We start from the raw sequence: 15915 nt of genomic DNA on the forward strand, positions 1-15915 counted from the left end.
AAATTAATTTTTAAACTGGAGTATATCATGCACTTGACAATCAAAAAGAAAGGTTTTACCTTAATCGAATTACTGGTGGTTATTTCGATAATTGCCATTTTGATGGGCATATTATTGCCCGCCTTAAACAAAGTCCGGGAGAATGCAAGAACTGTAGTATGTGCTTCTAATGTAAAGCAATGGGGATTAGTCTTTGCACTTTATAATAATGATTTTAATGATCTGTACCCGGATGAAACGAGTGTAAATGGGGAGCAGGGAGCAAATGCCAATTGGTGGTTCGAAAAACTCAAACCTTATTACCAGAACACAGAGCTTTTGTTATGCCCTTCTGCAAAAAAAGCCTATGATGCTGGTGCGCAAAATCCACATGCTTGCTGGAATGTGGTGTGGGCCGACAATAATAATAACCAAGTTGCACATTGCAGTTACGGCGCAAATGCCTGGATAGCCAGCCAGTCAAAATCAGGGGCTCCTCTGTGGATATATGATACAAGCAAATTTTGGCAAAAAAACAATGCCTCAAAACCGCAGAATGTTCCTGTATTTATGGATTGTGCTTTGTTTGATGGCTTTCCAGAAGATTACGATAGAGCTCCGATACAATATGGAGTATTTAATTATGGACTCGGCCCAAATATGATGTGGCGGTTTGCAATCGACAGGCATGAAGGCTACGTTAATTGCACCTTTATGGATAGTTCTGTAAGGAAGATTCATATAAAGGAACTGTGGGAATTAAAGTGGCATCGTAAATTCGACACTAAGCGGGATTATAACGGTGGCAGATGGCCTGAATGGATAAATAAATTATAAAAGGAAAAATTGTTATGATAAATTATGCGAGGCACCTAATCTTATTGTTATCAATTGCAACTATAGTGTTGCCATCTTCCAGTTTAGCTACAATGGAAGAAGAAAAATCACAAGAAATGGCCAGATTTGGCATGGAATCTCTTCACATAATATCTGATGTAAAAACCCGTTCTCTGTCAGCAGAAAACCCGACAGGAGAAAAAGGCAAAGGCGCAATGGCTGTACCAAATCCTAACAGGCAGGGACCACAGCCTGCGGGTGCGGGTTGTGCGGATGACCTTGGTCAAGGTTGGAAAGTAAGGCCGTTTGTGAGAGTTAATAAAGGAGAAACTGTTACGCTTATGGATAATGACGGTCCGGGAATAATTCAGCACATATGGCTTGTTGACGGTGTGTTAGGCGAAAATTCGCTGAGCCGTTCTCATGTGCTTAGATTTTATTGGGACAGAGAAACTACGCCATCAATTGAGGTTCCAGTTGCTGATTTTTTTGCAGTGGGTCATCAAACGTTTGCACCTGTAGTCTCTATGCCTGTTACTGTACACCCGGCTAACTCTCTCAATTGTTACTGGCAAATGCCATTTAGAAAACATGCCAAAATTACTTTTTCCAACGAATCTGAAACTGACGACTTGCCACTTCTAGCGTATCAAATCACCTATGCAGAAACGGAAGTTTCTGATGATGCAGGGTATTTACACGTCCAATTTCGTAGGGCAAGAACCGGTAATCACAATCCTTACGTTATTGTAGATGATATAAGAGGAAAAGGGAAATACGTAGGAACCTTTATATCATGGTCGCAGCGTGATGAAGGTTGGAATGGTATAACTGAAGGTGAAATAAAGTTTTATATAGATGGCGATAAAGAATTTCCTACTATCTGTGGTACGGGAACAGAAGACTATTTTTGTCATAGTTTTGGTCTTTATGCTGATACATCATCTCTGTATACAGGAAATAAAAGGGTGTCAAAACCGGGAGAATTTCCTGTTTTGTGGAGTTTGTATCGGTGGCATATTATAGACCCGATTTATTTTGAGAAAGACTTAAAAATAACTCTACAAGCAATGGGTTGGAACAAACAAACCGGGAAATATAGACTGCTTGACGATGACATTGCATCTGTGGCATATTGGTACCAGACAGAACCTCATGCTGAATTCTCTAAGTTTCCTTCTGTTGAGGAACGGTGCAAAAAAGTCAAACCGGTAGCATATTTAATGAAAAAAATTGTAAGGGTAGAAGATGCCTTCGAGTGCGAGAGTTTAGAAATTTTAACGAAATCGCCAGGTACAGAGGCTGTTATTCAGGATGTAAGTGGCATAGCTATAGGTGTTAATGGTGATAAACAGCTTTGGGTAAAACCTAAAAAGAAAGGTGATTACATTGAATTATCTATTCCGTCAGAAAGCACGGGAGCCCAGTCCATAACCCTTTATACTGTTAAGTCACATGATTATGGAATTCTTGAGTTTTCGGTGAACGGCGTAGATATCCCCGGAACTTACGATAGCTACGGTACAATAGCCCAAAGATCAGATCCAATTAAATTAGGTGAATTTGTGCCAATTGAGGGTCGTTTTGTTCTTAAAGTTAGAATTGCAGGTAATAATTCTCTTGCAAGACTTTCTGGAGATTATTATTACTTTGGATTAGATTGTATTGTTTTGTCCGTTGATTAAGGGGAGTATAGCATGTGTATGTGTGAGTTTTTAGTATTTTACGTTTGATAAACAATTTCTATTTTAAAGTATTAACGCGAATTTGCTATTTTGAAAGATTTTATTTGGAAATACTTACTTGCGATGACTTATATATATAAAATCTAAATTCCGGAGTTACTTATGCAATTTGATTTTTTTAGCTTAGTAACCCGGGCCCCAGAATGACTTGTTTTCCTGGGCTGTCTGGAGTCTCAGTTCCGGGGAGAACATATGTTTGCCGTTGTCGAATTTTGGAGGTATCCATCTATCCTCCTTTTCGCAATCTATTCCCCTGAAAGCCTTTACATGGCCGTCAGTGTACAGCACATTCATTGAGCCGTCGTGATAAAAACCGCTTGTCATGCGATGGTGGCCGTCGTTTCGGATGTTGTATTTGCCGGTTTGCGGGGCCTGATTATCGTAGAACTGCGAGGCGTAGCTTGTTTCGCCCATCATCATGCAGTCCGCGGGAGAGGGTATCTGGCTGAATTTGTACCCTCCGCCGGGCCCGAGCCGCACATTTCTGCCGTTTGTTTGTGTGTTTTCGTGGTAGCCGTTCAGTGCGTAACTGGTCATGCCGGTATGGGGATTGAACTTAAAACCCAGTGGATAAGGGTCTTTATCTGCCGGGCAGAACCATGTCTGGGCGGCATTCTTGAGCAGGTCGGTTTCAACCCTCACATCTACGTACGGCAGGAGAGCGATATTCCAGAGCATTCTAACCTCTTGTGCTGAATGGGTATAGAGGATTTCACCTGCGTGGATTACTTTGTCGCTGTTGTCGGCGGCATACGCCCTCAATGCCAGCGATATCTGGTTCATGTTCGTTGAACAAATCAGCCGGTTTGCTGTGTTCCTTGCCCGCCGCAGTGCAGGCAGCAGAATCGACATGATCAGAGCAATTACAGCTATGACCACTAATAATTCCACAAGTGTAAAAGCTCTTTTGTTTTTAGAGGTGCCATTCATCATGTGTAATTAAACAGGCGGCAGACATCCGCGGCCGGCCGCCTGTTAATGTTGTTATTGAATTGCGGTAGAGCTGAGCCATTGGCTGGAAAGAATGGCAAAATCAGCCAGATCTACAATGTCATCGCCGTTAAAATCATAATCCGATACGGTTTTGGTGTCGATATCAACCTGATCAACCATCGCAGAGCCGCCCATAGTGTGCTCTGCGTCCGGCGGGTAGCGGAAAACGCTGAGTTTGAGGTAGAGGCCGTTGTTTTTGTCTGAGTAGCGGAAAATTCCTGTTGTCCTGTACCAGCGGCCAATCGAACCGGCTGTCTCATCAAGCACTTCAGTATTAACCGAGACGGTTTCAATACCGGCAGAATCCGCCATTGTTTCATCGTGAGCCGCGGCCAAAGCAAAAGGTTCCGCTCCGTCCATGCGGCCGAAGTATGTCATTTGAACCCATACCAGGTTGTCGCAGCCGATCTGTGCAGCGGCGGCGGGTACATGGAATTTTAGATGAGTATGTCCCATGCCTCCGTAGTATCCCTTGCGGGGAGTCACTAAATATTCAACTTCCGGCATCCAGCCGACAAGTCCCATAGCGATCAGGTGCTGATACTCCGGAGGCACATCGAAACTGGTCTCAATCAGGGCGGCATCGCCGAACTCGTTTATTGGTTCAGGGACGCCGTCGGGATTGAGCGGAAGTGCCGGACCCTCTGGAGCGGTGTATTCGGGTTCCATAAAGTCCCAGCTCTGGTGCGAGAAGTTCATGCTCTGCTCCCACATCGGAGGGTTGGCATAATCGCCGGCGGCAAAGCCGGAGGCGAAAATAATACTTAGTGTACAAATTAATAGTGCTGAACGTTTCATAAGTAAGTACCTCATTAAATAATTTTTATATAATTTTTTAAGCGTAATTGTGCATCCCTGTGAAAATATTCGATATGTTTACCCATAGAAGAGTTATAACTATAAAGATAAACCCCATGACCACAATCATACAGTTTAATTTGGGCATTTTCTGCCCGTAAGTGTATCTGAAATGAAAATAGCCTACATAAACCAATACCGTTGCCAGCGACCACAGCTCCTTCGGATCCCAGCCCCAGTAACGGCTCCAGGCAGCTTTTGCCCACAGGCTGCCCAGCAGCAGACCCAGTACCAGCAGAGGAAAACCCGCACGGCAGAGCCTGTAGGCTCCTGTTTCGCATATTTGAGATATTTGTAGATTGTCGCTGCCTCTGAAAAAAGGTATCGACGCCATAACAGCAGCCTTTGTCAGCAGCATATAAGCGAAAATGTAAACCGCCACATGCGGTATGAAGTACGGGCTTTGCAGGGCGGGGGGCAGGCGGTGTGCCTCGCCGCTGAAGATGAAGCCGCAGGGGAATAGAATCGCCAATACTATAAGTGTGTCGGCCTTAAGCATATCAATACCGAGTTTACGTCTGCTGATTTCGTAGCAGGGGTATGCTGCGGCCGCGAGAAATAAGAACACCTCAAACATCGACTGAAGCGGCAGCTGTCCCTTGTTTATCCAGCGGACAACGAAAGCGGCGATTCCTGTGATAAATGATAGCATGAACACCCGTCTTGCAGTTTTTTCGAGTTTAATAACCGCCAGAACGAAAGACAAAAGGCACATCGCCATCATAATATATATCAGGTATCCGAGAAGATCAGTCTTTAAGGTCATTTTTCCCGCCTTTCTTTCTCAGGTACGAGCGTGCGAAAAGACCCGCCAGAAGCAGTGCAAAACCGGTATTTATTACGAGGCTGCCTGAATCGGATACAACTTTGAGTACGGTGTATCTGTGTCCCGCGGAGTCGTAGGAGTTCTGATAGATGTGGTACCCTCCATAATGCAGAGGTTTGTTGACCTTTATATCTTTGGTAAACACTTCACCATCGGCTCCTGTGATCTCAACTTCGCTGACATATTCCCTGATCTCTTTGCGGTATGCCATTCTCAAGCCGTTTTCATCAGGCCTTTGTTCTGGAAATTTCGCGAAGATATATTTTTTATAGCTCTTCGCCTCGGGAGGCTCAACCTTGACCTCAACTGCCGGGTTTATGCCGTCTTGCTGCGAGTCATAGGGCTGCATTCCTGTTTCTGTCTCTTCGAGTTTAAAATTTGAGAACTTTCTTGCTGCCATAATTTTTGTGCCGTCCTGCATTTCTACAAAAGCGCCTGGGAGTATAGAAAGTGTTTTGACCTCCCGGCCGGCATATTCAACAATCAGATAGTCGTCTTTGTAATGTTCCACCCTGAAATCATTCAGATTTACAGTAAAATCGAGTTTTCTGGATGATTCGTCCGGCAGGATTACGCTGTTGGTCTTCTGGCCTTCATATATAACCATAAATCCCTGGTTGAATTTGTCTTGTTTTAACAATTTGTTCAGGACAAAAGTCCCGAGCACCGATGACATCGCAAAGCCTGTTAGAATCAAAATACAACCGATATGTATCAAAAACAGAGTTTTCTGCTTCCTCAGGCTTTTAAAGCAGAAGATTCCAAACACTAAACTCAAAATCATGGCTGCCCAGAAAACCATCATTGGCACAGAGCTGAAAAGCCCAGCCGCCTTATCGGCGCCCATAAAGGCACCAACGATTGACCACACTGTCCAGAGAACAATGAAAACAATCGTGAGATTCATGGTTTTTCTGCGTATATTCTTCATCAGGTTTGTTCCGAAAACGAAGTCAAAATAAGTTACAGTTAATATTTACCGGCAATATGATATGTATTTTGTGGTATATAGCAAGGATAATACAGCTTAATTGAGCAGTAAATAAGCTGTAAAAAGGGTCTGTGTGTTTCTAAAAGATATTTATTCTGTCAGAAGCCACTGTTCAACAAAGAGTTTGAGATCAGATATGTCCACAAATCCGCTCAAATCCAGGTCGGCATCACCGCAGGGTGCCTCAACCGTGCACTCAGAGAGCCAAACCGCTGCCAGTGCAGATTGGTCAAAGAAATCGACTATGCCGTCCGAATCAAAATCAGCCGAGCGTGTTCCCGCGTACTGCTGTTGGTCGATGTTGTAATTCACCGGCCCTGTATATGATACTGCAGCCGGTTCAAACCACCAGCCGTCTCTGGCGGGGTAGATTGTGCCGCCTTGCCAGCCTAACGGGACTTCCAGACTGTAGCTGCCCTGGGAATCAGTTGTTGCAGAACCGGTCAGCTCGCCGGACGCTATCAGGACATCAGCAACGCCGTATCCGCTGTCTGTGGTTATATTTCCGGAGATAGTTACTGTGCAATTCTGGTCGGCAGCGGCGCTAACGATGTTAGACATCTGCATATTACCCGCGGAGCTATAGGCCTGGACCGCAAAATAGTATGTGCTCAGAGGGTCAAGCCCTGAAATGTCAACAGAATCCACCATTCCCAGATCCGTTCCGGACGGGGGAGTGCCGTCTGTTAACGGGGTAAATGGAGCTTGATCTGAATTTTCCTGATAGTATAAAATATATCCTTGAGCACCGGCGGGGTGGCTCCAATCCAGGCTTACCTGGCCGCAGTCCGGACCGGCGGTAACCGCAAGATCGGTAACACCCGGTTCAGAGAGTGTCTGGCCGCTGATTATCAGTGAATACTGCTGATGCTGATTTGTCAGGCTGCCTTTATAACTGACTTCAACCGTATAATCACCAATTGCCAGGGGCTGGTTTATCAGCACCTGCTCAACGTTATCAACGGTATTGTCACCCGTAGCGGCAGGCTCTGAAGGATTGAGCACATCCAGCACAAACGGACGGTACAGCGTTTTATCCGGGCCGTACACCCTCAGATCCAGGTCATTAACCAGCCGCGGAGTTCTGTCATCCAAATTGTTTTGCGTGCTGCCGGGAGGGTCTGTCCAGCAGAGTGTAACCCGAACCGGCTCGCTGCCCGAACAAGTAATTGTGTAGGTATGTGAAGTTTGGGTGCTGAGCATATCGGCCGCAGATATTACATTTTTGTCGGGGTAATCTGCCTGGGCTTTAATCAGGTTCGCCGCGGCAAGGGAGTTGACAAGCCCCCAGCCGAAAGTGTAATCGGGGCCGGCCCTGCCTAAATCATCGGCAGTGTGTATCAAAAGGCCTTTGAGCGTGCTTGATAGCATATATTCGCCGTCTAAAAGGCTTTTGTGGTATTCTGTGAGAAGGGCGGCGGCTCCGCTGGCTGCCGGTGCTGACATGCTTGTACCGGTGTACGCGGCGTATGAGCTGTCGCTGTTGGCTATCGAGCTGTAAACGGAGACACCGTTTGTAACGATGTCGGGTTTTATCCTGCCATCGTCTGTAGGCCCCCAGCAGCTGAAATAGCTCATTGTCGCACGGGTTATGTCACGTTGGCCGTAATAGACCGCGTCATAAACGGCGCCGGTTGTGAGTATGTTCTTGCCGCAGGACTTGCTGGGCAGGGTGTCAAAGCCGCCGTTGTCCCAGCCGTCAATATACGGGTCTGTTGAGCTGTTGTAGGCTTTTGAACGCCAGAATGGTCCTTTGTCCTGGTATTCAAAGGTTTCGCCTTCTGCCGGGGCAGGGTCGTTTCTGTCATTGCCCACTGCCTTAACCGGCAGGTAGTACGGGGCGTTATAACAAAGCTCGTCCCAGTCGCGTGTATCAGAGCCATAGAATCCGAAAAGATAAGATTCTCTCTCTCCCCAGTTGCCGTACCACCGCATAGGTGATGTGGAAGTATCCCAGCCGGCAACAAGGGTGTATGAGTGGTTTGATATAGCAATCTTCCCCGGCTCTGCTGAATAACTCATTGCAATTGATGTCATTTCCGCTACGTCGGAGCTGTAATCGTAGCATTCCAGGTTGATAAACGGGGCAATGCCTATAGCTGTGGCGGTGATTCCGGAGGCGGCAATTGTTCCAGCGACATGTGTCGGGTGGCTGGCGACTGCCGCGGATTCGGCGTTTACAGCTCTGCCGGAGAGCTCCTGGTGGCTGGTGCGTACGCTGCCGCCGTCCCAGACACCTACAGTGATATGTTCACCGGAAAGCTCACCCTGAATAAAATCGAGGGTCAAATCGGCGGCGATTGAAATTCCTGAGTTAAGGTTGCAGGTTTTATATACTAAAACCCGGCCGTCTTCTAAAGCCATAAGCTCATAAAGAGCCTCGCCGTCTCGCCATTTCGGCGCCCAGCCGTTGGATTCTGCCAGCTCCCAGGCTGTTTGTTTCTTTTCCAGGGCCCGGGCTTTGAGCTGGGCTGTTAATTCTGCGCGGTAGTTCTGGTCTGAGAGAACGCCCGCTTCCAGTGCAGCTAACTGAAAGGCAAATAATAGTAATAAAGCTAATATGTATTTCTTTTTCATATTGTTCTTCTACGAAGTGCAAACCAGCCTCCAAGCGTAAAAATAAGCACGGTTGCCGGCTCTGGGATGGCGATCGTCTCCAATGTATCATCTATCCAATCTCCATGATCGCTGAGACGGTGAGCATAGTTTAAGTCTTGAGTAGAAGGACCAGGGCCGGAACTATCAAACCATGATTGGTAAAGACGATTCCCGTCATCATCATAGTGAAGGGTTGTTGCGTATGAGAGCCCTGCTAAATACCATTCTCCGGAGTCATTTTTCATAAACCAGCCGGAACCGGAATCATAATCCGCTATGGAAGCCTCGTATTGTCTTGAAACATCGGGACCGTCAAAATCTGTAACTAATTGTTTATGACCGTTAAGTTCACCAATTTCATCAATCGTGTTGGTTCCCCAGAGCAGTGTTTCATTGTTGTCACTTCCCCATTCATAACCATATTCTTTTCCCTGAAAACCAGTAAGTGTATCCTTATCAGGGTCGCGTCCTCTGCCGTAACCGCCCAAAATTATCTGTTTGTTCTCTTCATCGCTTGCGGTGTAAACGGGGACATAATTAGCCAGATTTGCGCCGACAAGCTCGGCAATTTGGATATCTGAATTGTCCGTCGTAGTGTAAATCTCTCCTAAAGAATAGTTTGTGTTGTTAATCTCCACGGAACTCGGTGTGGTTTTTTGATGCCTTGTAGTAATAATCGCGTTTGGTGCTATTACCACGAAGGAAGCGTTGGAATCCCATCTGCCGATAACCGCGTCAGCGGGTTTTTCTGTAGGCTGGCCTGAATCCGGATGCAATACGATGGCGTTTGATGATGAAATGACACAAACCAGTATCAAATACAGCGAGGTCGATTGGAAATATCTTACATATCTCATGTTTCTCTCCCGTATTCCCATAATTAAAAACTTAAACCACGCATAGCTGTACACAATCAAAATCGCTATGCAATATCTTATCCCTATAATATATTATGCGAAAAACCGAAGGTTTGTCAAGTATTTTTTACAAAACTTAGTAAAAACAAATGACTTAGGATTCGTGCCGCCAGTCTCCGGCGAAAACGACGTTAGGGTTGCCGCAGTCTATTATAATTGCTTTTGCGGATTCTTTTTCGCATAGTTGCTGTATATCATTGTCTTTCATGATGATAAATGCGGTTGAAAGTCCGTCGGCTATCGCGGCGTCATTGTGAATAACCCATGAAGCGAGGCTGTGGCTGACGGCAGATCCGGTTCTCGGGTTTATTATGTGTTCGCCTTTTTGCAGGCCTGAGCTTGCCATAGCCGAATCGAGCAGTTTCGCCTTTGTGATAACACCGCCTTTGAGCTGGTTGGTAATTCTTACCGGCCAGCCGCCGCTGCCGCCGCAGGCGCCGCGGGCCAGCACGGAGCTGCGGCCGCCGTGTATCAGAAAATCCGTAATATCCCATTCGATAAGGACTTCCGCCATCTTCTCAAGTGCGTACCCCTTGCCGATGCCTCCAAGGTCAACAGTAACCGGCTCGCCGGATACGCTTACTTTGAAACTATCTATATCAAGTGCCAGTCTGGAAAAGCCAGATTCAGACCGCACGGGCCCGTTTTTGACAGGTCGATCCTTGTCCATAGTTATATCGAATGCGCCTTCGGTCATTGCGAAAATCTTTGCCGCCGCCGCGAGGCATTCCATTGTCCAGGGGCTTACAGTCATCTCTCTGTCGCAGCAGAGACGTGAAATCTGCGTGATTTCGCTGTTGTCTATATACCTGCTCAGGTCTTTTTCTAAAAGTTCAATCTCGCGAAAACCCTCGTAAGCCGCCTGAGACGCGTATTTTTTGTCAGGGTGGATTATGTATGCCTCAAAGGTTGAGTTCATTGCTTCTGAGGCGAAACGGTGTGCTTGTTCAATAGGGTTTACCTTTTTCATTGCATCAATCCCGAAGCGGCAGATTCAGATTCTGATAAGTGGAATATCTTGTGTAAATGTCGCAGTAGAGGCCGTGCCGGAGCTGAAGCGGTTCTTTTGTGCAGAGCATCCAGAGGCTTTTCTCACCCGGTTTTTCGAGGCTGTAAAGCGTTTGAGCAAGTGCGTCTGACATGTCGGACTGTATAATCACGATATCGCCGGCAGATTCGAGGGTTTCGCTGCTGCTGTGCCAACCTGTAAGCGGGTAATTTCGCAGATACCACGGCAGAGGCCAGTAATCGTTTCGCCCGACAATAACGTCAATGCGTGTATTCTCGCCGTTAATGACGTTAGAGGCTTGATTTATGATTTCTGTTATATCATATACGTCTTCAGTAGTATGCGCATACACATACGGGTTGTCCGGGTCACAGTATTTATAATAATTCAATCCTGCCGAGAAAAGTACCAAAAGCAGAAATCCCGCCGCGATTACGGACCGGCGAATCACCGTACCGCCGCGTAGTGCCCGGGCCGCGAGGAAACCGGCAAGCAGGATGGCCCCGAAGTAGAAACTTAAAAGGCACCAAGGGGTTTTGTATGATATAATGGTGTAGAACAGTTCAAGGGCCGCGCTGAAAATAAGGCAAAAGAAAATCAGAGAATTTTTGGGTCTTGTTAGAGAATCCCATGAATCCGGTCGCATTGCGGCTGCAAGAATCAGTACAACAGGCAGTTCAGCTATCAATATTATCTTAATGTAAAAATACCATGGATGCAGGTGCCAGTCATGGCTGAAAGCCTTTCCCAGATAGGGACTTAAGTCAAATACAGAGAAAAGGGCGGCAGGGTTTGTAAAAAAGGTGCTGAAAAAAAACGCCGGCACAAAAATCGCAGGAATAACAAAAAACAATACCCACTGATGCCCATATTCAGATGTTTCACTTTTGATTTTTTTGAAGTTTATCAGGACATACGCAACCACCGCGGCGGCCGCGGCGAGGATCCAGGTTTCTTTTGTTATTATCATAAGGCCTGTGCATATTCCTGATAGTAAAATCCAGCGATATCGTTTCGTTTGAGTGAATTTCCAACCGAAGTAAATCGCTGAAAAGGTAAAGAGTACAAGCGGTATTTCCTGGATATAGTAGCGGCTGTAAAAGAGCATTCCCGGTGAGAGGGCGGTCAGGGCTGAGCAGAGCAGGGCCTCTGTCTTGCCGGCAGTTTTACCCATAAAAAAAGCCAGAACAATAAGCAGTGTTCCCGCCGCGGCAGGAACAAATCTCAGGTGAGCTTCGGAGAGCTGGTTAATGTTGTCTATGCCGGCAATTTGGCATTCGAGCAGTGAGAGGTAATATAAGATCGGTCCGTGGTAATCCTGCGGGTCATATTTGTAGGGCCGCCCCTCGAGCATCTCTGAGAACTTAACTGCGTGGACTGCTTCATCAGTATGCATCGGCCTCTGAGCCGGCTTGAGAAGACGCAGAGCAGCCCCGGTGATAAGGATCAAACAAAAACAGATTATCAGATAGTTCTTGTTCATATAAAAGTTTTCAGGCATATCTGGAGCAGTATAAGCTCAGTTATGCCTGAATTATTGATTGCAACCGCGACGGCGGAAGCTGATTTGTCTGTCATTCTACCGGCTTGCCGTAAACCTCTACCTCAATGTAGTGGTTAAGCTCGTTGGCGGTATTTCCGTTGCTGTAAAGTTTTACGTAGCGGGCCTTTTTGCCGCCGGCGTTTATGAGTTTGCCTTCAAACGTTTCTATGTAGTTTTTGTCCTTGCCGATGCCAAGGCCGGAGGAATTGTCGTGGTCGTTGTTGAAGATAGTCACAGGTTCAACAAGAAGATCCGGATCATTACCGAGCTGGACGACTACATCGAAATAAACACTGGCCTGCTTGTGGAAGTGCCATACAACGACGGCATATATCTCGTATTCATCTTCCAGGTCTATAGTTACATGCTGAAGGAACGGGCCCAGCTCTACATAACTGCCTTCGGCGGCCTCTTTGTCGCCGTCGGTTATCATTTCAAGCTCTCCAATAATGGGCATGTCATCAGAGGACATTATCGGTTTGTTAAGTGCAACATTTTTAGTACCCTCCGGTACGAGAAACGGCGGGCGGGGCTCACCTCTGGCAGGTTCGAGGTTTTTGACATTTAAATCCTGCGGAGTTCCCACAAACATCGGCTTTGGAAGGTCAATGTTCAGCACTTCCATACCGGGTTGAATGTTTTCTTCCAATGCTTCTTTGGCAGATTTGTTTATCTGTTCGAGGGTTTCTTCTGTCTCTTTGGCGGCTTTTTCGGTAATCTCGATCTTTTTCTCCGGCTCGGCGGCCATTTGAGATAGCTCCGTTTTTGTTTCTTCGACTACTTCTGCCGCCTCTTCATTTACTTCAGCGGCTATTTGCTCGGGAGTTTTTTGGGATGCACCAACCGCTTCAGTTTGAGCTGCTTCTTCAGAGGTTTGTTCCCCGCTTGCCGGGGGAGCAGGCTGCGGCTCGGACTTTTTGCAGGAGCTAACCGTTAAAGCGCAAGCCGCGACTAAAGTTATTGTCAATAATGTTTTAAGAATCTTTTTCATTTCATTTACCTTTTAACAAATTTAACCTTATAAGTTATTTCTTATCTTTATCAGGAATCATTATACCGTAAATAAATATAATTGAAAACAGCATAAATGCAAGCGCTGTATATTTGTGTGCTGTCATCAAAATACGCTGCCACTGCGTTCCGAAAATTTTAAACATGCCAAGGAGTATAGAGAGCACCAGCGGCACAAAAAGTATTACCAAAATCCAGAAAGTTGAACGTAGAATACATCTGGAGCAGTAATTGTCACATTTTATTTCAACTTTCCTGCCTAAGTATTTTTCCAGCGGTGGGTTGAGTTTCATTCGCTGGGCATTGAAAAGTGCGAAAAGAACAAAAATAACCGCAAAAGCCCCAGATATCGGCACATGTGCCATCATTAGCCAGCCGCTGATGTTTTCGCCCTTTATCAGCGGGTTCCAGAAGCCGCTCAGAGCAAGTAAGACCAGACAGCCCAGCGCCGCCAGACTTATCAGCAGGTTTAATATTCCAGGTAAGGCAGAGCGAAAGGATCCTTTTATAAAGACAAGTTTTTTGAAGCCGTTGACGCTGAGACGCTGCTTTCTGATCAGGCTTAAATACAGAAAGTGAGCGGCAATAAGTGCCGCCACGGCGATAAAACTAATTATAAATACTATTTTAAACATGACTTACCTCTACTCTTCATTGCCTAAAAATTCTACCGTCCTGTTAAGGGCCTTGAATCCAAACAGCAGGATAATCATCAACGCCAGTGTTGCTGCTGCGATCATAACAGCCTTGAGCCAGGGCCTGAAAATAAAAGAACCGGCAAATATTTTTGTATATGCAGGATCAACATTCTCAAACTCAAACATCTTTTTGAATTCGGGCATAGCTGCGGAAAAGGCGTTTGTTACTTCGACATCTCCGAAGAAAAAGGCCGAGTCTGTTGAATGGCATTCCTGGCAGTTTGCCGAAGCTCCGAGGGCGTCTCCTTCGCCGCGTACATCGTGACCGATAGCCCAAAGGTATGGTTTGGCAAATTGATTTTCGCTTGAAATAAGTTTTTCGCCTTCTTTTTTATACAGTTTGCCGCCGGTGACAAACACCGGAGTGCCTTTGACTTTGTCAGAGCCGGCAAAGAGGCTGAGTATCTCCGCGGCCATGTCCTCTGTCAGTTCATCAGTGTCTTCGGTAATAGGGCGGACAATTGTTTTAACCAGCTCAATATCTATCGGTGTGACATTTTCGCCAGTCTGCGCTGCCCAGAATGACGGCCATACCATATTGCAGGGCTCTATCTTGCCGTCTTTGTTCTCGGCAAAAACGGGCGATATCACCGCCGCTCCCTCGCGGTTATCATTGTGAAGCAGACCAAGCTGGTGGATTCTTGAGGTTTTTACCCTCTGGGTGGTTTTTTCAGGTTTAAGTCCCGAGTGGCACGCGGTACAAGAAAGCCGGTCAAAATGCACTGCCGGCAATCCTTTATGCTCGGCTATCGGAGCTCCGAGGCGGCCGTCTTCGTGGCAGCTTACGCAGGTGTATTGGGAGGATACGGGGTTTTCGGGATGGCCGTCTTCATTGCCGCGTATAATATTATGGTCAACGCCATTGCGGTGGCAGTCAACACAGCTAAGTCCCGAGGCCATGTGTACGTCTGACTCGGTCATCCATTTTTCGGTATCTTCATTCATAAGTGCCGTAGAGTGGCAGAAATAGCATCTTTGAGCACCGGCATCAGCCTTTATGTCAAAGAGCATCTTGCCGTCCGGCGTGAATGCGTCGTCGTGATATTCAATCTCCGGCGGGCTGCCGGTACCTGAATCGGGGAAAAACGGATCCCAGGTGTCGGGCATTGTTGAGGCGATTCCGCTGACAGTTGACTTTTCACCGGCGCCGGCAGGTGCCCAGCGGAAATTCTCTCTGGCGATCTGCAGGGCGTATTCTTTCTGATCCTGGCCCCAATGCCCGTTATGACAGGCGAGGCAGTTAATCTCCTGTTTTCCAGATACATACTGCCGCATGATTTCTTCGGGTATTTCGCTTTCCATCTCACCGGCTCCGCCGCCGGGGCTTTGTATCCCGAATCGTTTCGTAAACTCCATCGGGCTCATGCCAATGTCGGCCGGATCCCAGGCGCCGTCCCAGTCTCGGTATGAAAGGGGAATCTGTGTGTGTATGGTCTTATCGAAATATATCCATGGCTCGCCGGCTCTGCCGGGGGTAACCTCTGGGTTTATGGCGTTGAAATGCCAGCCTGAGGCAACGCGGGCATATTCGTGGCACTGGCCGCAGGTTTGTTTAGTTGAAAAGGGCATCAGAAATTCATCATCAGGACTGATTTTGGTACCTTCCTCATCAAACGGTTCTAAAAGGTGGACGATTTCGCCCCGACTGCCGTCACTCTTGTCGATAATAAGTTCGTCAGCCGCGGATAACACCGCCGGCGCGAACGCCAGTAAGATAATCGCTGATATTACTATCAACGTAATCTTTTTTTTATTTTTCGCCATTAATATTGTTCCCCCGGAACACGCATAACGCAAGTAAAACGCCTGTTATTCAGGCCTATAAGTCCCATGACCTTTATTATATTAGAGGAAAAACCATCTTTTTCAACGGCTAAATCCAAAAAATCACATTCTCTTGAGTCTTTTTA

Annotated in this window: 13 protein-coding genes; 2 read left to right on the forward strand and 11 right to left on the reverse strand. The window is 46.6% G+C overall.

All coding sequences use genetic code 11. The features are described 5' to 3' along the window. Positions 1-27 precede the first annotated feature (27 nt). Both SMSP2_RS03775 and SMSP2_RS03780 read left to right on the forward strand, forming a co-directional pair. Positions 28-816, forward strand: coding sequence for a type II secretion system protein (locus SMSP2_RS03775; RefSeq protein WP_222566396.1), 789 nt, complete (start codon positions 28-30; stop codon positions 814-816). Between the two features lie 14 nt (positions 817-830). Next, positions 831-2501: a glycoside hydrolase family 172 protein gene (locus tag SMSP2_RS03780; RefSeq protein ID WP_222566397.1), complete on the forward strand. Its 1671-nt coding sequence runs from the start codon at positions 831-833 to the stop codon at positions 2499-2501. A gap of 183 nt (positions 2502-2684) precedes the next feature. Here the strand turns inward: SMSP2_RS03780 and SMSP2_RS03785 are convergent, their stop codons facing one another. The 11 genes from SMSP2_RS03785 to SMSP2_RS03835 form a co-directional block, all read right to left on the reverse strand. Further along, entirely contained in the window at positions 2685-3494 is an 810-nt protein-coding gene (locus tag SMSP2_RS03785; protein ID WP_146682684.1) for a type II secretion system protein, read from the reverse strand. A gap of 51 nt (positions 3495-3545) precedes the next feature. Beyond that, the gene (locus tag SMSP2_RS03790; protein ID WP_146682685.1) at positions 3546-4352 is read right to left on the reverse strand and encodes a hypothetical protein; all 807 of its coding nucleotides are present in this window, start codon (positions 4350-4352) and stop codon (positions 3546-3548) included. 37 nt (positions 4353-4389) lie between these two features. Further along, the gene (gene ccsA / locus SMSP2_RS03795; protein ID WP_146682686.1) at positions 4390-5178 is read right to left on the reverse strand and encodes a cytochrome c biogenesis protein CcsA; all 789 of its coding nucleotides are present in this window, start codon (positions 5176-5178) and stop codon (positions 4390-4392) included. Continuing rightward, entirely contained in the window at positions 5162-6169 is a 1008-nt protein-coding gene (locus SMSP2_RS03800) for a cytochrome c biogenesis ResB family protein (RefSeq protein WP_146682687.1), read from the reverse strand. The genes ccsA and SMSP2_RS03800 overlap by 17 nt, the downstream gene beginning before the upstream one ends. Before the next feature lie 150 nt (positions 6170-6319). Then, entirely contained in the window at positions 6320-8806 is a 2487-nt protein-coding gene (locus SMSP2_RS03805) for a S8 family serine peptidase (protein ID WP_146682688.1), read from the reverse strand. Next, the gene (locus SMSP2_RS03810) at positions 8803-9684 is read right to left on the reverse strand and encodes a PEP-CTERM sorting domain-containing protein (protein ID WP_186804842.1); all 882 of its coding nucleotides are present in this window, start codon (positions 9682-9684) and stop codon (positions 8803-8805) included. The genes SMSP2_RS03805 and SMSP2_RS03810 overlap by 4 nt, the downstream gene beginning before the upstream one ends. Before the next feature lie 154 nt (positions 9685-9838). Then, a complete protein-coding gene (locus SMSP2_RS03815) occupies positions 9839-10714 on the reverse strand; it encodes an FAD:protein FMN transferase (RefSeq protein ID WP_146682690.1) in 876 nt (291 codons plus the stop codon). Positions 10715-10718: 4 nt separating this feature from the next. Then, positions 10719-12236, reverse strand: coding sequence for a flippase activity-associated protein Agl23 (locus SMSP2_RS03820; RefSeq protein ID WP_186804843.1), 1518 nt, complete (start codon positions 12234-12236; stop codon positions 10719-10721). 91 nt (positions 12237-12327) lie between these two features. Continuing rightward, complete coding sequence (locus SMSP2_RS03825) at positions 12328-13287, reverse strand: hypothetical protein (protein WP_146682692.1); 960 nt, start codon at positions 13285-13287, stop codon at positions 12328-12330. 34 nt (positions 13288-13321) lie between these two features. Continuing rightward, entirely contained in the window at positions 13322-13942 is a 621-nt protein-coding gene (locus tag SMSP2_RS03830) for a hypothetical protein (protein WP_146682693.1), read from the reverse strand. A 9-nt stretch (positions 13943-13951) separates the two neighbouring features. Next, on the reverse strand, positions 13952-15769 hold the full coding sequence (locus tag SMSP2_RS03835) for a multiheme c-type cytochrome (RefSeq protein WP_146682694.1): 1818 nt from the start codon (positions 15767-15769) through the stop codon (positions 13952-13954). Between the last annotated feature and the right edge of the window lie 146 nt (positions 15770-15915).

The sequence above is a fragment of the Limihaloglobus sulfuriphilus genome, from assembly GCF_001999965.1.
GTDB classification, from domain to species: Bacteria; Planctomycetota; Phycisphaerae; order Sedimentisphaerales; family Sedimentisphaeraceae; genus Limihaloglobus; species Limihaloglobus sulfuriphilus.